This is a genomic window from Pseudarthrobacter sp. YAF2, from assembly GCF_052113345.1.
Classification (GTDB): domain Bacteria; phylum Actinomycetota; class Actinomycetes; order Actinomycetales; family Micrococcaceae; genus Arthrobacter.
Window position 1 is genome coordinate 170,520 of record NZ_JBFRDA010000007.1, and the last position, 16,351, is coordinate 186,870.

Annotated in this window: 17 protein-coding genes; 7 read left to right on the top strand and 10 right to left on the bottom strand. The window is 66.9% G+C overall.

The features are described from left to right. Positions 1 to 44: 44 nt before the first annotated feature. Positions 45 to 929, bottom strand: coding sequence for an HAD family hydrolase (locus AB4Y79_RS09485; protein ID WP_441860684.1), 885 nt, complete (start codon positions 927 to 929; stop codon positions 45 to 47). A 242-nt stretch (positions 930 to 1,171) separates the two neighbouring features. Between AB4Y79_RS09485 and AB4Y79_RS09490 the strand changes: the two genes are divergently transcribed. Then, entirely contained in the window at positions 1,172 to 2,194 is a 1,023-nt protein-coding gene (locus AB4Y79_RS09490; RefSeq protein WP_441860686.1) for a hypothetical protein, read from the top strand. Positions 2,195 to 2,240: 46 nt separating this feature from the next. On the opposite strand, the gene serS is transcribed toward AB4Y79_RS09490, so the two are convergent. Next, a complete protein-coding gene (gene serS / locus AB4Y79_RS09495) occupies positions 2,241 to 3,521 on the bottom strand; it encodes a serine--tRNA ligase (protein WP_441860688.1) in 1,281 nt (426 codons plus the stop codon). 88 nt (positions 3,522 to 3,609) lie between these two features. Here serS and AB4Y79_RS09500 point away from each other — a divergent pair, with 88 nt between their 5' ends. Further along, on the top strand, positions 3,610 to 4,698 hold the full coding sequence (locus AB4Y79_RS09500) for a diacylglycerol/lipid kinase family protein (RefSeq protein ID WP_441860690.1): 1,089 nt from the start codon (positions 3,610 to 3,612) through the stop codon (positions 4,696 to 4,698). Positions 4,699 to 4,767: 69 nt separating this feature from the next. Here AB4Y79_RS09500 and AB4Y79_RS09505 read toward each other — a convergent pair whose 3' ends face one another. The 3 genes from AB4Y79_RS09505 to AB4Y79_RS09515 form a co-directional block, all read right to left on the bottom strand. Beyond that, entirely contained in the window at positions 4,768 to 4,974 is a 207-nt protein-coding gene (locus tag AB4Y79_RS09505) for a hypothetical protein (RefSeq protein ID WP_308929010.1), read from the bottom strand. 94 nt (positions 4,975 to 5,068) lie between these two features. Beyond that, positions 5,069 to 6,049, bottom strand: a complete 981-nt coding sequence (gene pheA / locus AB4Y79_RS09510) for a prephenate dehydratase (RefSeq protein ID WP_441860694.1) — start codon at positions 6,047 to 6,049, stop codon at positions 5,069 to 5,071. Further along, positions 6,049 to 6,375: a rhodanese-like domain-containing protein gene (locus AB4Y79_RS09515; protein ID WP_308932079.1), complete on the bottom strand. Its 327-nt coding sequence runs from the start codon at positions 6,373 to 6,375 to the stop codon at positions 6,049 to 6,051. The genes pheA and AB4Y79_RS09515 overlap by 1 nt, the downstream gene beginning before the upstream one ends. A 215-nt stretch (positions 6,376 to 6,590) precedes the next feature. On the opposite strand from AB4Y79_RS09515, the gene AB4Y79_RS09520 reads away from it, so the two are divergent. The 4 genes from AB4Y79_RS09520 to AB4Y79_RS09535 all read left to right on the top strand — a co-directional run bounded on the left by AB4Y79_RS09520 (position 6,591) and on the right by AB4Y79_RS09535 (position 10,009). Continuing rightward, positions 6,591 to 7,997, top strand: coding sequence for an amidase (locus AB4Y79_RS09520; protein ID WP_441860697.1), 1,407 nt, complete (start codon positions 6,591 to 6,593; stop codon positions 7,995 to 7,997). Between the two features lie 137 nt (positions 7,998 to 8,134). Continuing rightward, positions 8,135 to 8,362, top strand: coding sequence for a hypothetical protein (locus AB4Y79_RS09525; protein ID WP_441860700.1), 228 nt, complete (start codon positions 8,135 to 8,137; stop codon positions 8,360 to 8,362). Between the two features lie 528 nt (positions 8,363 to 8,890). Continuing rightward, positions 8,891 to 9,388: a LapA family protein gene (locus tag AB4Y79_RS09530; protein ID WP_441860703.1), complete on the top strand. Its 498-nt coding sequence runs from the start codon at positions 8,891 to 8,893 to the stop codon at positions 9,386 to 9,388. Positions 9,389 to 9,427: 39 nt separating this feature from the next. Then, positions 9,428 to 10,009: a dihydrofolate reductase family protein gene (locus AB4Y79_RS09535; RefSeq protein WP_441860706.1), complete on the top strand. Its 582-nt coding sequence runs from the start codon at positions 9,428 to 9,430 to the stop codon at positions 10,007 to 10,009. A 47-nt stretch (positions 10,010 to 10,056) separates the two neighbouring features. On the opposite strand, the gene AB4Y79_RS09540 is transcribed toward AB4Y79_RS09535, so the two are convergent. The 3 genes from AB4Y79_RS09540 to AB4Y79_RS09550 all read right to left on the bottom strand — a co-directional run bounded on the left by AB4Y79_RS09540 (position 10,057) and on the right by AB4Y79_RS09550 (position 14,228). Beyond that, positions 10,057 to 11,583: a carboxyl transferase domain-containing protein gene (locus AB4Y79_RS09540; protein ID WP_441860709.1), complete on the bottom strand. Its 1,527-nt coding sequence runs from the start codon at positions 11,581 to 11,583 to the stop codon at positions 10,057 to 10,059. 1 nt (position 11,584) lies between these two features. Continuing rightward, positions 11,585 to 12,799: a CaiB/BaiF CoA transferase family protein gene (locus tag AB4Y79_RS09545; protein WP_441860712.1), complete on the bottom strand. Its 1,215-nt coding sequence runs from the start codon at positions 12,797 to 12,799 to the stop codon at positions 11,585 to 11,587. Positions 12,800 to 12,860: 61 nt separating this feature from the next. Further along, complete coding sequence (locus AB4Y79_RS09550) at positions 12,861 to 14,228, bottom strand: SLC13 family permease (RefSeq protein ID WP_441860715.1); 1,368 nt, start codon at positions 14,226 to 14,228, stop codon at positions 12,861 to 12,863. A gap of 130 nt (positions 14,229 to 14,358) precedes the next feature. Between AB4Y79_RS09550 and AB4Y79_RS09555 the strand changes: the two genes are divergently transcribed. Next, on the top strand, positions 14,359 to 15,057 hold the full coding sequence (locus tag AB4Y79_RS09555; RefSeq protein ID WP_441860718.1) for a FadR/GntR family transcriptional regulator: 699 nt from the start codon (positions 14,359 to 14,361) through the stop codon (positions 15,055 to 15,057). Between the two features lie 162 nt (positions 15,058 to 15,219). Here the strand turns inward: AB4Y79_RS09555 and AB4Y79_RS09560 are convergent, their stop codons facing one another. Then, positions 15,220 to 15,699, bottom strand: a complete 480-nt coding sequence (locus AB4Y79_RS09560) for a DUF4190 domain-containing protein (RefSeq protein ID WP_441860721.1) — start codon at positions 15,697 to 15,699, stop codon at positions 15,220 to 15,222. A 34-nt stretch (positions 15,700 to 15,733) separates the two neighbouring features. Further along, on the bottom strand, positions 15,734 to 16,306 hold the full coding sequence (locus AB4Y79_RS09565; RefSeq protein ID WP_441860724.1) for a LysE/ArgO family amino acid transporter: 573 nt from the start codon (positions 16,304 to 16,306) through the stop codon (positions 15,734 to 15,736). Positions 16,307 to 16,351 lie beyond the last annotated feature (45 nt).

The following is a 16,351-nucleotide window of genomic DNA, read 5'->3' on the forward strand; positions in this document are numbered from 1 at the left end:
TGGCCTCAGGCGCTGCCCGGAATCCGGGCAGCGGCGGTGGCAGCTTAGAGGAGGCTTCGCAGCACGTGGGCCGCGCCGTCGTCGAACACCGAGTGGGTGACCTCATCGGCTGCCGCAATCACTTCCTCCGGAGCCTGCCCCATGGCGACTCCGCGGCCGGCCCAGCTAAGCATCTCGATATCGTTCCGGCCATCGCCAACGGCTACAGTCCGGTGCTGTTCGATGCCGAGCCGGAGCCGAAGGTTCTCCAGGGCGCTGGCCTTGGTCACCCCTGCCGCTGCGATATCCAGCCACGCGGTCCAGCCCACCGAGTAGGTCACCCCTGCCAGCCCCACATGCTCGATGGCTTCGTTGAATTCCTCGGGCGTATTTTCGGTGCTGAACACCACCACGCGCACGGCCGTGGCCTCCAGCATGGTGTGGAAGTCGACGCCTACGGCCTCGACGCCGAAACTGGCGTCCTGGAACCGTTCCGTGGAGAGGAAATTGCCATCGGCGTCCTCCAGCGCATACTTGGCCGAGGGAAGCCGTTCCCGGAGGGCACGCAGGGCCGGTCCGGGGTCGAACGTGGCCTTGTGGATGATCTCGTAGCCGTTGGCCAGTTCAGGGTGCAGCCGGAGGGTCACGCCGCCATTGCTGCAGACGGCGAAGCCGCGCTCAATCCCGATCTTTTCGATGACGGGCAGGGTGGCGTTCAAGGAACGGCCGGTGGCGATCATCACCTCGTGCCCGGCAGCCACCACCGCCTGTGCAGCATCCCGCACGCCTGGCGTCATGTGGCCGTCGTGGTCCACCAGCGTGCCGTCCACGTCCAGGGCGACCATCAGCTTTTGGTCGATCCCCGCGAAGCCGTAGTTGTTGGTGTTGTTTCGGTTGTTCTCTCGCCGGTCATCGTTGCCGGCGACTGAGGTTTCAGTCAGCGTTGTCATTCAAACAGTGAAACAGACCTAACCGACAGACGCTAGGACGCAGGACACAGCTTTACTGAACTGTTGATTAACTGCGGGTTTCCGCGCCGGGGAGTGGGCTACGGTGCCACTCCCCTTGCCGCGGACTACTCCCCGCCGCGTTACCCGGGGACTTGTCCGCAGTGAGGGGTAATTACGGACTGTTTTCCACATGGGCCGACCTGGCCCACCCAGTGGGCGTGCGTTCCGCCGAGCATGGAGTCATGAAATCCGATGAAGCTGTTCTGGTTCTGGCCAGCCGTCGCCGGGCCCTGACCGGCAGCAGCCGCCCGCTTAGCCGGGGCTACAGGAACGGCACCCTGGTCAGGGTGCGGGCCGGCGTCTATTTCGGCAAGGCAGCATGGCTTTCCCTCAAGCCGTGGCAACGGTACGGGACCACCGTGGCGGCAGTGGCCGCCGTCGATCCGTCCGTGACCTTCTGCTATCTGACCGCATTGCGGATTTGGAACCTTCCGTGTCCCGGGGTTCCAAGCCACATCCACGTCATCACGCGCTCCCCGCACAAGGCGGGAAAAGCATCACCGACCACCGCCGCCGCATGCGATGCCAAGACCGGGAAGACGGGAATCGAGCACCTACGCGGCTACGGACTCAGCCGCCATTTCTGGCCGGCCGAAACCGTGCAGCGCCAGGGGTTCGCTGTCACCACCCTGCCGCAGACGGTGATGGACTGCCTGGTCCGGCTCGAACTTCCCGATGCAGTGGCCGTGGCGGATGCTGTACTTGGCCCGGGACGGAATCCTGGTGCAGGGCTGACGCGACAACAGCTGATCGATGGGGCAAACGGCCTTGCCTCGGCTGCCAAACGCCGCCGGTTCCAGGAAGTGCTGGCTCTGGCCAATGAGGCGTCAGAGTCCGTAGGGGAATCCCGCAGCCGGGCGTTTATCCACGTCCTGGGACTGCCCGCTCCGGTCCTTCAGCATGTGTTCCATGACCGGGACGGCTTCATCGCGCGGACCGATTTCTTCTGGCCGGAAGCCAAGGTGATCGGAGAGTTCGACGGCGACGCAAAGTATCTCGACGAAGCCCTGCTGGCCGGAGTGAGTACCCAGGAAGCCATCCTGGCCGAAAAGAAGCGCGAAGACCGGTTGCGGGCTCTGGGCTACAAGGTGGTCAGGTGGGACTGGAAGACCTTGTCCAATCCCGACGCCTTGCGGCAGAGGCTCATCGCCGCGGGCATCCGGCCGCGGAAAACCCCGCCCCGTGGACAGGACCCCCGTTCATGACGGGAGGAGTTGTCCACCGGGCGGGGAGTTGCGGCGGAGGGGGGACCTACAGGACCGGCAGCACCTCGAGGCCGCCCAGGTACTTCTGCAGCGCCTTAGGCACGTTGACCGAACCGTCCGCGTTCTGGTGGTGCTCCAGCAGCGCCACAATCCAGCGGGTGGTAGCCAGCGTGCCGTTCAGGGTGGCTACCGCGCGGGTGCCCTTGGCCACGCCTTCGGCGTTGACGGCGCGCTCACGGATGTTGAGGCGGCGCGCCTGGAACGTGGTGCAGTTGGAGGTGGAGGTCAGCTCGCGGTAGGCGCCCTGGGTGGGGACCCACGCTTCGCAGTCGTACTTACGGGCGGCGGAGGTTCCCAGGTCGCCCGCCGCGGTGTCGATGACGCGGTAGGGCAGCTCGCACTTGGCCAGCATCTCTTCTTCCCAGGCAAGCAGGCGCTGGTGTTCGGCGGCGGCCTCTTCGACAGTGGTGTAGATGAACATCTCCACCTTGTTGAACTGGTGCACGCGGATGATGCCGCGGGTGTCCTTGCCGTGCGAGCCGGCTTCGCGGCGGTAGCACGAGCTCTGGCCGGCGTAGCGGATGGGCCCCGCGGAAAGGTCCAGGATCTCGTCGGCGTGGTAGCCGGCCAGGGCCACCTCGGAGGTGCCCACCAGGTAAAGGTCGTCTTCGGCAAGGCGGTAGATCTCGGCGTCGTGCTTCACATCGAAGCCGGTGCCCTGCATGGTTTCGGGGCGTACAAGCGTGGGGGTGATCATCGGGATGAAACCGGCTTGGATGGCCTGGTCCATGGCCATCTGGAGGAGTGCCATTTCCAGCCGGGCGCCCACGCCGCGGAGGAAGTAGAAGCGGGCGCCGGAGACCTTGGCGCCGCGTTCCATGTCGATCGCGCCGATCAGCTCGCCGATCTCCAGGTGGTCTTTGGGCTCAAAGTCGGGGAACTCGCGCGGGGTACCAACGGTCTTGACCACCACGTAGTCGTCCTCGCCGCCCTCGGGAACGCCGTCCTCCACCAGGTTGGGGACGCTGCGCAGCAGCTCTTCCTGCTTGGTCTGCGCGGCGTCGGCCTCAGCGGAGGCTGCTTTGACGGAGTTGGCCAGTTCCTTAACCTCGGCGAGCAGCGCCTGCTTCTCCTCACCCTTGGCCTGCGCCACCTTCTTGCCGAAGGCGTTCTGCTCGGCGCGCAGGTTTTCGAAGCGGATCAGGGCTGCGCGGCGGGCGGCGTCCGCGGAGATGATCGCGTCCACCACTGATTCGTCCGCGCCGCGGGCGCGCTGGCTGGCACGGAACTTGTCCGGGTTTTCGCTGAGGTCTTTTACGTCGATCACCAGACAAGGGTATCCAATACCGCGCACGACGGCGGGCGGGTGGCCCCGTGCGCCGGGCCGCCGCGCGCCGGGCTACTGTGGAACCACCATGAGCGACTGGATTCTCTACCTGCTGATTGCGGTGGCCCTTGCCTTCGCCACCTCCAGCTGGTGGGGGGTCCGGCGCCTCAAGGCCCTGCACGTACGCAGCGCGGTGGCGGGCGAAGCCTACGACTCCGGCCTGGCGCAGCAGCGGGTGGCCGTTGTCCTTAATCCGATCAAGGCGCGGGCAGAGGAAGCCAAGGCAACCATCCAGCGTGCGTGCCTGGCGGCGGGATGGGAGGAACCGGTCTTTTTCGAGACCACCGCGGATGACCCCGGATTCTCCCAGATGCAGGCTGCCCTGGCAGGCAAGCCCGACGTCGTCCTGGTGGGCGGCGGGGACGGCACGGTCCGTGTGGTGGCCGAGGCGCTGGCACACACGGACGTTGCCATGGGCCTGATCCCACTCGGAACAGGCAACCTGCTGGCCAGGAATGTCGACCTTGACGTGAACGACCTCCACGGCAATGTGCAGACAGCACTGTTCGGCCGGCAGCGCTACATTGATACCGCCCGGATGGCGATTGAAAACTCCCGCACCGGCCACTACTCCGAGCACGTCTTCCTGGTCATTGCCGGGATTGGCATGGACGCCGAGGTCCTGGCGGACACCAATGCCGGGCTGAAGAAGGCCGTGGGCTGGCTCGCCTACACCGAGGCGGGCGTACGCCACCTGCCGGGCCGTCGGAAGAAGGTGTCAATCTCGCTGGACGCAAACCCTGAGCAGGTCCGGAAGATCCGCAGCGTACTTTTTGCCAACTGCGGCCTGGTGCCCGGCGGCATCGATTTCATTCCGCAGGCCATGATCGATGACGGCATGCTCGACGTTGTGGTGATGAGTCCCCGCAGCGCCCTGGGCTGGCTGCTGATGTACATGAAGATCATGTTCAAGCACAGCGGAAAACTGCCGATCATGACCATCTACCGGTCAGTTAAAGTGGTCATCAAGTGCCCTGAGCCGATGCCCACCCAACTCGATGGCGACACGTCGGGGGAAGCAACGCAGCTCACCGTCCAGGTTGAACCGAGGTCACTCCTGGTGCGGGTCAAGGGGCAGGCACAGAGCGGCGCCGGGCTGGCGAAACCCCGCATCTAAGCGCAGCGGAGCATCAGATGCCAAGGGAAAGCAACACCACGCACAGGTTGGCTGCTGAACCGCAGCGGGTCAGGCGCCGGCGTCCTTCTTCTCTGCCTCAGCGGCTGCTTTGGCAGCGGCACGGGCTTCGGACTGTTCACGGATCATTGCCTGTTCCTCTTCGAAACGCAGGCGGTCCGCACGGTCAGCATCATCGCCGTCCCAGTCCTGGTTGTCTGCGGCAGGCTTGGGGTTGACGATCATCCCCTGGCCGTCGTTGTCAGTGGTGCTGGTCATGACCCGCTCCCTTCGTCAGGGGCCATACCCCGTGTGGATCAAGTAAGCATACGCATTGTCCACACCCCGCGGAAGTACTCCGGGAGGCATTTACCTACGCTGTGGGCGAAGACCCGGAACCGCTTTCACCTGCGGTGGATGCCGTACCAAGTATGGATCCGACCCACTCACGGGCCGCCGTGAAGGCGGCATCGGAGGTATGCGCCGGCACCGCGGTGGCTTGCTTGTCCGCCCTGGCATACGAGCCCAGGAAGCGGGTCCCCGGGCTGATACGGTGCAGCCCGGCCAAGGCATCCGCAACGCGTGCCTCACCTGCGTGGCCATCAGCGTCGATGCTGAAGAAATAATGTCCCAGGTACTGCCCGGTGGGACGGGATTCGATCCGGCTGAGGTTGACGCCGCGGCTGGCGAACTGGTCCAGGATCTCCATCAGCGCGCCGGGGCGGTCCTCCGGCAGCGGGACGACGAGGGTGGTTTTGTCCGCGCCGGTGCGTGCCGGCAGGACGCCTGGCCGGCTGACGAGGATGAAGCGCGTGACGGCGCCCTGGTTGTCACCGATGTCCTCCGCCACGACCGCCAGGCCAGGATGTTCGCGCGCTACGAGCGGCGCACAAATGGCGGCGTCGTAATGGCAGTCCTCCTCCAGCAGTCCCATCGCCGCGGCCGCGGTTGATGAGCCCGGGACGTATTCCGCGCCTGGCATGTTCTTATCCATCCACAGACGGCACTGGGCCCAAGCGTGGCCGTGGGTGGACACCCGCCGCAGGTCTTCCGTGCGCGTGCCGGGCCGGGTAACCAGGACAAAGCTGATGGGGACCAGGACCTCGCGGATGATGCGCAGTTCCTGGCCCGTGGCGATCGCATCGAGCGTGGCGGTGACGCCGCCTTCCACCGAGTTTTCGATGGGAACCATGGCGGCGTCGGCGGATCCGCCGCGCACTTGGTCCAGGGCAGCATTGACGTTCGACGCCGGCATCCGGACTGCCTGCAGGGCGCCCGGGACCTGCAACAGGGCAGCCTCGGTGAACGTGCCTTCGGGCCCCAGGAAGGCGTAGGTGGGTGAACTGCCAGGCACTAAAGCACCAGGGGCTTCAGTCCGTTGTCCGAGACCAGGGGTTTGCCCGATTCCAGCCACTGGTCCATCCCGCCGGCGACGTTGATGGCGGTGTAACCCTGGCCCGTGAGCCACTGGGCGACGCGGAATGACCGGCCGCCGGTCCGGCAAATGACATAAACGTCCTCGTCCGGATCGAGTTCGCCCAGCCGGGCCGGGATTTGGTCCATAGGAATGTGGAGGGCGCCGTCGGCATGCCCGGCGACCCATTCGTAGTCCTCCCGGACGTCCAGGATTACGGCGTCAGCGGGGATGTCATGGACGGGCACGGAATCGAAATCGCTCATCGGAGTCCTGTCGTGGTGGTTCAGAGTCACGTTTAAGCCTAGTCCTTCCGCACAGAACGGTGCGGGAAACCTGCAGGTTAGGCTGGTGGCTCCCGAGGAGGTTTCCATGTCCTGTCAGCAGTCCGCGCTTCCGGCGTCGCCACCGTCGTGCCCCGGCCGGGACCTCGGCGGGAATGCCGGCAGGTACACGGCCGAACGACCGGAAGTCGGGGTCCTTGGCTGAACTCCACGAGCTGACGGCACTGGACCTGCGGAACCTCCTGCGCGACGGGACGGTGTCCGCTGCTGACGCCACCGCGCATTTCCTGACGCGCATCGGGCAGCAGAACCCGCTGCTGGGAGCCTTCATCACCGTCACCGCGGACCAGGCCATGGACCGGGCCCGGGCGGCTGATCGTCTGCTCTCCCAAGCCGACGCCGAAGACCTGCCGCTGCTGCACGGCATGCCGCTGGGCTTCAAGGACCTCACCGACGTGGCCGGCGTGGTCACCACCCACGGAAGTGCCGCCGTCGAGCATAAACCCGCCCCCGCGGATGCTCCCCTGGTGGCGCTCCTCAAGGAGGCCGGCGTAATTTCGCTGGGCAAGACCCAAGTGCCCGAGTTCGGACTGACCGCCTACAGCGAAAACCGCATCGCGCCGCCGTCGCGCAATCCGTACGCACCCAGCAGGAGTTCAGGCGGTTCCTCCGGCGGCAGCGCAGCCGCCGTCGCCGCGGGGCTCCTGCCCTTCGCCCCAGGAACCGATGGCGGCGGCTCGGTCCGGATTCCGGCCGCCGCCTGCGGCCTGGTGGGACTCAAACCAGGCCGCGGGCTGCTGGCTGCCGGGGAAAGCGGCGGCGACCCCGCCCGGCTGGTGGTCCCGGGCCCCCTTGCCCGGAACGCCAGGGACGCCGCCCTGATGATGGACGCCTTGGCCCCGGGCCACCGGTATCTCGCAGGCGTTGGCCAGGAGCCGCCGCGGCTGCGGATCGGCGTCACAATGGAGAGCCCGTGGTCCGGCACGTTCCCGTTCAGCGTCGAACGGGAAGCACTCGACGCCCTCCGTGCCGGCGAAAGACTCCTGGAGCATGCCGGCCATAACCTGGCCGAAGCAGCCGTGCGTTACGACAACCGCTACCCCGCAGCCTTCACCACCGCCTGGACGGCGGGAATTGGTGCGGCACGGATCAGCCCCTCGCGCGAAGCACAGCTGGCGCCGTTGACCCGGACTTTCCGGCGGCGTGCCCAGCAGCGCAGCCCTGCGAAGCTTGCCGAGGCCCTGGCGTTCCTGCGGCAGTTCCAGCACGACACGGTTGCGCAGTACGGACAGTGGGACCTGATGTTGATGCCAGCCCTGGCGCAGACGCCCCGTCCGGTGGGCTGGTTCACCGGGACGGGCCACGGCGGCGAGCGCTGGCCGGCCGCGCAGTGGCCAGGAGATGCCGACGGCGACTACCGGAAGCAGTGCGAATATGCGCCGTGGTCCTCGATGGTGAACGTGTGCGGGCTGCCGGCAATCACCATTCCCGTTCACTGGACCGGCGGCGGCACCGCAAGCGGACTTCCGATGGGCATCCAGCTGGTCGGCCCCATGGGATCGGAAGCCCTCCTCCTGCAAGTGGCGCATCAACTGGGCTTTTAGGGCACCGTGGCGGTGTGCTGTTGTTGACCTGAACCTAACGCCCGCTTAACCGCCCGGTAACCCCTGCGGCGCAGACTGGAAAAACCACCCTTTCGCACCCTCCATACGCTTTCCGCCCGATGAGGAGTTGCACCACCATGAATGCTGAACAGGACGCCACCGGAGCCGGCCGCACCGAAAACGCAGACGACGGGCGGCCGGATCTGAACAACTCCAACGTCAGGGAGGATCTGGCCATGACCGGCCGCTGCGCGATGGTGCACCTGCCCACAGGGCGGACCTGCCTCCTGCCGCTGCGCCACCGCGGCCCCTGTGAGTTCCACCGCCCGCAGGAGGCGCAGGACGTTGTGGCCGGCGGCCGCTGATTGTTGCGACCCCGCCCATTGACGCTGCCGTGCACGGACTATCGACTCTGCCGCCGATGTGGAGGACGATTAAAGGGCAGCCATGAGGAGGTCTGTGATGTGCTATTCATCCAGCAAGGACTTCGGGTGGGGCGCCAGGAAAGAAACAAAGCGCCAGCCTGAAGAGCGGCCTGAGACCCGCGAAACCCCGGAGAAACCGGCCAAGGCACCGGAATTCACTTTCTGGGCTTTCCCGAACTGGCGCAGGACACCTGCGCCGGGAGCGCCCGCCGGCGAACGGAGCAAGGAGAGGGTCTGATGTCCGGCCGGCAATGAGCCGGGCAAGAGCCGAAGGAGGGGTTCCGAACGGGACCCCTCCGCCACATGGCCTTCCATGGGCTCCTCCGCAGGATTCCGTCCCTGTGCGGCCCAGGCGGCGCTAAAGCCCGCTGGTGCCGCACCACGCGCGTTGCGCTCGTTGTGCTGCGGCAACGCGGGCGTCTATGGTTGCACCATAAGCATGCTTAGCATTCTGCGAAAGGAACGGGCATGAGCGAAGGACAGTACACGCCAGGACCGAACAGCCGGCCGGATCCGGACGTCAGCACAACGACGTCGAACGCGGACCTGCCCGCCGGAGACCGGGCGGCAACCTACGGCGCCGCGCCGTCCGCCGCGCCATCCTACGCACCGGATGCCTCGGGAACCGCTGCGACGACTGGAACCCCGGCAATGCCGGGAGCACCCGCCACCGGAACCGCGGTCACGGCCGGCGGCACTCCCGAACGCAAAGTCACCCGGGCCGGCGTTATCTGGGCCGGCGTCGTGGCAGCCCTCGTCCTGCTGATCCTGCTGATCATCTTCATCCTGCAAAACCAGGACCAGGCCCTGGTGCGGTTCCTGGGTTTTGAGGGTTCCGTCCCGCTGGGCATGGCCCTGTTCATCGCCGCCGTCACCGGCGGGGTGCTGGTGGCCGTGGCAGGCGGGGCACGCATCCTGCAACTGCGCGCCAACGCCCACCGGGCCAAGATCCGGCAGCGGCGCTAGGTCAGCCGCCACGGCCGAACGCGACGGAAGGCGGGCCCGGTGGGCAAGGTCGTCGTGATGAACCACATGACGCTCGACGGCGTCATGCAGGGACCTGGCCGGCCGGACGAAGATCCACGGGGCGGGTTCAGGGATGGCGGCTGGGCGGTTCCCTATGCCGACGAGGCGACCGTCCGCAAAATGGGCGAGCTGATGGGCCCCGACCACGCCTTCCTGTTCGGCCGGCACACCTACGAGCAGCTGCTGGAGTCCTGGAACGCCCGGGGCGGTCCGTTCAAGGACGCGCTGAACAATACGCCCAAATATGTGGTTTCCAAGAACCCCGCCTTGGAACTTAAGTGGCCAAACTCGGCACTCCTTCGGATTGACGTTTCAGCGGCAGTGCAGGAACTGCGGGACACGTCGCCACTGAACCTCGTACTCATGGGCAGCGGAGTGCTGCTCCGCACGCTCATGGCCTCCGACCAAATCGACGAGTACCTGCTGATGATCCATCCCCTGGTGCTGGGCAGCGGCCAACGCCTCTTCGGTGGGGGCAACCCAACGCCGCTTCGGCTGATAGAAGCCGAGGCCACCCCCACCGGCGTCATCATGGCCCGGTACACCCCGGACCGACGGTAGGAGCCGCCGGAGTGGAAACACCGGCGCCTCCTGAACCACGAGGTGCGTCAGTTGCCGCCCAGGTTCCGGTACTTCCGGAACCGTGCCCCCACCAGCCCTGCCACGGGAATGTCGGCAACCGACGCGAGTTCGTACTCAATGGCACGGGCCATCCGGGCACAGAATTCGCGCGGTTCCAGGGAAGCGTCGTCGCGCTCGTCAACGATGTGGTCCACCAGTCCGTTCGCATACAGCGCGGCCACGTTCACGCCCTGCGCCTGCGCCATTCCGGGCGCAAAGGCCGTGGTCCGGTGCACGATGGCACTCGCACCCTCGGGCGGCAGCGGTGACAGCCAGCTGTGCTGCGCGGCGATGGTCCTGTCCGCAGGCAGCAGCGCCAGCGCCCCGCCCCCGGCACCCTGGCCAAGCAGCACAGAGACCGACGGCGACTCCAGGCCGATCAGTTCGTACAGGGAGCGTGCGATCTCGCCGGCGAGGCCACCCTCCTCCGCCTCCTGCGACAGCGCGGCCCCGGCGGTGTCGATGACCGTGAGCAGGGGCAGCCGCAGTTCTTCGGCCAGCTTCATGCCGCGGCGCGCTTCCCGCAATGAGCCCGGCCCCATTCCGGCGGCGTCCTTGCGCAGCGGGCGGGCGTGCCCCAGCACAATGCAGGACCGGCTGCCGAACCTTGCCAGCGCCAGCAGCAGCCCGGGGTCCTTTTCCCCCTGCCCCGTGCCGTTCAGCGGCAGGGCGTCGCTGGCGCCGAACTTCAGGAGCTGGCGCAGGTCAGGGCGCCGCGGCCGGCGCGAAATTTCGATCGACGTCCAGGCATCAACAGGGGCGGGCCGGACGGCAAGGGTGGCCGGCGCGGCGGGCCGGGTGACCGTCTCAGAGGCAGCTTCCCGGCGTGGTGCCAGGATATCCAGCGCCCTGGACACCAGTTCGGCGAGATCCCCGGGCTTGACGACGCCGTCGATCAGGCCCTTGTTGAAGAGGTTCTCCGCCACCTGCACGTTGTCCGGGAAGGATTCCCCGTACAGGGCCTCGAACACCCGTGGGCCCAGGAATCCCAGCAGGGCGCCCGGTTCCGCAACATTGATATGGCCCAGGGATCCCCAGGACGCCATCACGCCGCCGGTGGTGGGGTGCCGGAGGTAGACCAGGTAGGGCAGGCCGGCCTGACGGTGCGCCCGGACGGCTCCGGTGATTTTCACCATGGACAGGAAGGCAGGTGTCCCTTCCTGCATCCGGGTTCCCCCGGAGGCGGGGCCCGCCAGCAGCGGCAGGCCTTCCACAGTGGCCCGTTCGACGGCGGCAACGATCCGCTGCGCCGCCGCGTGGCCGATGGAGCCGGCCAGGAAGGAAAACTCGCTGACGATCAGCGCCACGCGGCGGCCGCGGATGAGCCCGGTGCCGGTGAGCACTGATTCGTCGGCGCCGCTGCGTTCGCGGGCTTTGGCCAGGTCACGGGCGTATTCCTCGGACAGGGCCGGCTGGTGCGGCGGCCTATCCCAGGAGACAAACGAATCCTGGTCCACCACGGCGTCGATCAGTTCGGCGGCGCGCAGGTGCCGCACCTTTTCGGTGGTTGGCATGCTAGTTCACCCCGGCCGCCGCCGGAGCCGGTACCCCGAGCCACTCCCGGATTGCCGGCCCGTCCGCGTCCAGCAGCGGCGGTGCGTCGTGGTCCGTGAGGGTGGTTTCGCCGGTGTCCCCCGGCGCGAAGAACCGCAGCGGCGGCCCGGGGAGGCTGACCGTTCCGAGCAGCGGATGTTCCACGTCCACCACGAGCCCCTGGGAAGCCACCTGTTCCCACGCGTACACCTCGTCCAGCGAGCGCACCTTCCCTGCCGGGATCCCGGCGTCGTTCAGTTTCACGAGCAGTTCCGCCGCGCCATAGCCGGCGAACGCGCGTTCGACGGCGGCAATCACCGCGCTGCGGTTCCGCACCCTTTCGGCATTGCTGGCAAATCCCGGCGCCGCCGGGTCCAGGCCGAACGCAGCGGCGAAGGAAGCCCAGAGCTTCTCGCTGCCGACGCTGATCTGCACGCTCCCGTCCTTGCAGTTGAACAGCCCGTAGGGAGCAATGGACGGGTGGTGGTTGCCCTGGGCCTGCGGAACCTCGCCGGCCACGGTGGTCCGGGTGCCCTGGAAGGCGTGCACACCGATCAGCGACGCCAGCAAGGAGGTGCGCACCACCTGGCCGCGGCCGGTGCGGTTCCGTTCCACCAGCGCCGCCAGCACGCCGAAGGCACCATTCATGCCGGCGAGGAGGTCGGCGATGGGGACGCCGACGCGTTGCGGGTCATCAGGGCCGGAGCCGGTGAGTGACATGAGCCCGGCCTCGCCCTGCAGGATCTGGTCATAGCCGCTGCGCCGGGATTCGGGCCCGTCATGGCCGAAGCCCGTGATGGACAGGATCACCAGGCGCGGGTTGAGCTCATGGATGGCGGCCGTGGAGAAGCCCAGCCGGTCCATGACACCGGGCCGGAAGTTCTCGATCACCACATCGGCTCGTTCCAGCAGCCCGCGCAGCACCGCCTGCCCGTCCGGGCTCTTCAGGTCCAGGCTGATGGATTCCTTGTTGCGGTTGCAGGACATGAAGTACGTGGACTGCAGGTCATCTTCCGGGCCCACGAACGGCGGCCCCCAGCCGCGGGTGTCATCCCCGGTGCCGGGGTTCTCCACCTTGATCACGCGGGCGCCAAGGTCCGCCAGCATCATGCCGGCGTGCGGCCCCGCCAGTGCGCGGCTCAGGTCGACGACGGTGTGCCCGGCCAGTGGGCCTCGGGAATTTTCGGCTGTGCTCATGTGCTTGGTTTCCTTTCTCAGGTACGGGCGGCGTGCAGTGCCGGCGGCGTGGCTGCGCCGGCTAGAGCCAGCCGGGGACCACCAGTGCCAGCCAGGCCAGGATGGGTCCGGCCACGATCACGATGCCGCTGTAGCCGAGGATCTTCTTGTAGAACCGGTCCTTGTCCACGCCCTCGGGGGCATTGGCCAGGACCAGGGCGCCGTTGGTGGAGAACGGGGAGACGTCCACGATCGTGGCGGAGACCGCGAGTGCGCAGATGACGCCGACGGCGCCGATCTCACCGGTGGAGAGGAAGGGCACGGCCAGCGGGATGAGCGCGGCCAGGATGGCGGTGGAGGAGGCGAAGGCGGACACGATGGCACCGATGAAGCAGATGATGAGGGCTGCCAGCAGGGGCATTCCCATGCCGGCAACGCCGCTGGAAACGAACTTGATGGTGCCGGCTTCCTCCAGCACTCCGACGAACGTCAGCATGCCGCAGATCAGCAGCACGGTGGACCAGCTGATCTTGTTGATGGCGCCCTTCTGGGCTGCGGGGGAAACCAGGGCCAGCACGATGGCGATGGTGATGGACACGAAGCCGACGTCCATCTTGAAGCCAAGGGCCACGACGGCCAGCACGATCAGGCCTGCAATGGTGACCAGCTGCGGAATCCGCTCTTTGCGCTCCTTGGTGGCTGCAACGCCGTCGCCTGCGGGGTCCCGGGGACCGTACATTCCGGAGCCGAAGCCCTTGAAGGGGACGTCAGTCCCGGCTTTGGCACCGACGCTGACGGCCATCCGTGCTTCAGCTGCCTGCTCCACGAACTGCCCCACCTTGGAGGACATGAGGTTCCTGCCGCCCAGGACCACGAAGAGCACCAGCGCGATGACCAGGTTGAAGATGAAGCTCGACAGGAACAGCGCGGTGGGGCTGAAGGCAAGGTCCGTCTTAGCCAGGATGCCGTTGACGGTGACGCCGTAGACGGCGATGGGTGAGAAGCCCCCGGCCTGTGCCCCATGGATCACCATCATGCCCATCAGCAGCGGGCTGATCTTGTATTTCCCGGCGAAGCTGAGGGCGATGGGGGCAATGATGGCGACGGCGGCGGGAGACAGCGCACCCACGGCCGTGATGACGGCGGTGATGGCGAACATGACCCAGGGGATCAGGGCCACGCGGCTGCCCACCAGCTTGACGGCGCCCCGGACCAGCAGGTCGATGGTGCCGTTGTTTTGCGCGATGGCGAACAGGTAGGTGACGCCGACGATTGTCAGGAAGAGGCCGCCGGGGAAGTTGGCAAGGATGTCATTGGTGGACATGCCCAGCACGACGGAACCAAGCAGGAAGGCGCCCACGAAGGCGAGGGCACCCATGTTGAGGGGCAGGACGGTGGCGAGCAGGAACATCGCCGCCAGGATGATGATCGACAGGACAGGAGCGGACATCGTTGGTCCTCCGTTGGGGAAGAAAGAATGTGACGTGAGTTACTGGCTCACTGGACTAGCCTCTTAGACAGTGAGTCTATCTGTCAATAGATGAAGGGGGTATTCTGGTCCGAGAACCTCGGGAGGAACTGTGGAAAAGACGGCACGGGCAGGCCTGGAACGGGTCTCGCGTCCCCGGCTCTATGAGCAGCTGGTGGAGCAGATCCTTGCCTACATCGAATCGGCCCAGCTCCGCCCAGGGGACCTGCTGCCGGCCGAACGCGACCTTGCCGAGCGCCTGGGAGTTTCCCGAGCCACCCTCGCCCAGGCCCTGGTGGCCCTTGAAGTACTGGGCGTCATCGACGTGCAGCACGGCACCGGCGCGGTCCTGGCACGGCGCCCCAGCGTGGCATCCGTCATCAAGGGCCTGCGCGAGCACCAAAGCCGGCTGCCGGAAATCGTGGAAGCCCGCAGCACGCTGGAAGGGAAGCTCGCCGCACTGGCCGCAGAACGCCGGACGGCGGACGACCTTGCTGCCATCGAGAAGGCCCTGGACGTCATGGCTTTGGAGATCAACGACGGCGACCGCGGCACCCACGGCGATGAGCTCTTCCACCAGGCCATCACCGCGGCGGCCCACTCATCGGTCCTGGCGCAGCTGATGGCCTTCATCGCCGAGATGATCCTGGAAACCCGGGTGGAATCGCTGGGCCAGCCCGGACGCCCGGAACAGTCCCTGGCCTCGCACCGCAGGATTGCCGATGCCATCCGCGCGCAGGATCCGACAGCAGCGGCGGAGGCCATGCTGGCGCATATCGAGCTCGTCTCGGACGTAGAACTGCTCCGCTAGCGGCAGCCGGCCGGGTTCTCAGCGACAACTCCCCGCCGCACGGACCAGTCCCCCTGCAATGCACAGGGGACTAGTCCATCAGGAGGGGACAATTACGACGGCGGCGCGGGCCCAGGTGCCGGAACGTGCCGGCGCATGGGCTTGGACACGCCGGGGACGCGCCTAGAAAGTCCCCGAATTCGCACCGGTGGTACTGGCGACGGTGAGGCCGATGATGAGCAGCAGCCAGATGGCGCCGTACCCCAGCAGGCACAGGTAGCCCAGCACCAGGCCGGAGATGGACATCCCCTTGCCGGACGGTTCGCGCCTAAGGGCGAGGTGGCCGGTAATGATGGCTGCCAGTTGGGGAAGGATCAGCCAGCCCATGATCACTGACGCGATGCCGCAGACCATGCTGGCGATACTCAGGGTCTTCGGCTCGGCCGGCCTTCCGTAGTAGGCCGGCTGGCCCCAGTATTGCCCTTGGCCGTATTGGGGCTGGTTGTACTGCGCCTGTCCGTACTGGGGTTGCCCGTACTGGGGCTGCCCGTAGGAAGGGCCCTGCCCGTACTGGGCCGGCGGCTGGTAGGTGGGCCACGGCGCATCGTTGCCCTGGTGGTCGGGACGCTGGTAGTCAGGCCCCTGGGACGGCTGGTCAGTCATGGTTTCTCCCCTGCGAATCTGGCTCCAGCCTACTTCAGTGCAGGACCAGGCGGACGGCCAGGACCATCATCAAAACACCGATGCCCGCATCAATCCAGCGCCAGGTGCGCGGGCTGTGGAGCACGCCGGCCAGCACCCGTGCCCCGTACCCCAGCACCGAGAACCAGAGGACGCTTCCGGCTACGGCGCCTGCAGCAAAGGTCCACCGCAGGTCGGGGCCCTGCTGGTTGGCAAGGCTCCCCAGCAGCACCACGGTGTCCAGGTAGACATGCGGGTTCAGGAACGTCAGGGCGGCAGCCGTGGCGAACACAGAATGCCTGGACCGGGGCGCCTGCTCCGCCAGCGCGGAGGGGTTTGCCGCCGCCATGAAGGACCGCACCGCGAACCACAACAGGTAGGCGGCCCCGGCCCAGCGCAGGACTTCCAGCGCCTCGGGGAAACGGGTCACCACTGCCCCGATTCCGGCGGTACCGCCCACAATCAGCAGGGCGTCCCCGGCCATGCATACCGCCACCACCACGCCGATGTGTTCGCGGCGGATCCCCTGGCGCAGCACGAAGGCGTTTTGGGCGCCAATTGCCACGATGAGCGCCAGCCCGGTCAACATTCCGGTTATCCACGAGGTCCACATTCTTACGACGGTAGGGTCCGG

Bases quoted from the DNA above. Each gene is read 5' to 3' on its own strand.
- AB4Y79_RS09485 (WP_441860684.1), bottom strand. From the start codon at position 929: ATGACAACGCTGACTGAAACCTCAGTCGCCGGCAACGATGACCGGCGA.
- AB4Y79_RS09490 (WP_441860686.1), top strand. From the start codon at position 1,172: ATGAAATCCGATGAAGCTGTTCTGGTTCTGGCCAGCCGTCGCCGGGCC.
- AB4Y79_RS09500 (WP_441860690.1), top strand. From the start codon at position 3,610: ATGAGCGACTGGATTCTCTACCTGCTGATTGCGGTGGCCCTTGCCTTC.
- AB4Y79_RS09505 (WP_308929010.1), bottom strand. From the start codon at position 4,974: ATGACCAGCACCACTGACAACGACGGCCAGGGGATGATCGTCAACCCC.
- AB4Y79_RS09515 (WP_308932079.1), bottom strand. From the start codon at position 6,375: ATGAGCGATTTCGATTCCGTGCCCGTCCATGACATCCCCGCTGACGCC.
- AB4Y79_RS09525 (WP_441860700.1), top strand. From the start codon at position 8,135: ATGAATGCTGAACAGGACGCCACCGGAGCCGGCCGCACCGAAAACGCA.
- AB4Y79_RS09530 (WP_441860703.1), top strand. From the start codon at position 8,891: ATGAGCGAAGGACAGTACACGCCAGGACCGAACAGCCGGCCGGATCCG.
- AB4Y79_RS09540 (WP_441860709.1), bottom strand. From the start codon at position 11,583: ATGCCAACCACCGAAAAGGTGCGGCACCTGCGCGCCGCCGAACTGATC.
- AB4Y79_RS09545 (WP_441860712.1), bottom strand. From the start codon at position 12,799: ATGAGCACAGCCGAAAATTCCCGAGGCCCACTGGCCGGGCACACCGTC.
- AB4Y79_RS09550 (WP_441860715.1), bottom strand. From the start codon at position 14,228: ATGTCCGCTCCTGTCCTGTCGATCATCATCCTGGCGGCGATGTTCCTG.
- AB4Y79_RS09560 (WP_441860721.1), bottom strand. From the start codon at position 15,699: ATGACTGACCAGCCGTCCCAGGGGCCTGACTACCAGCGTCCCGACCAC.
- AB4Y79_RS09565 (WP_441860724.1), bottom strand. From the start codon at position 16,306: ATGTTGACCGGGCTGGCGCTCATCGTGGCAATTGGCGCCCAAAACGCC.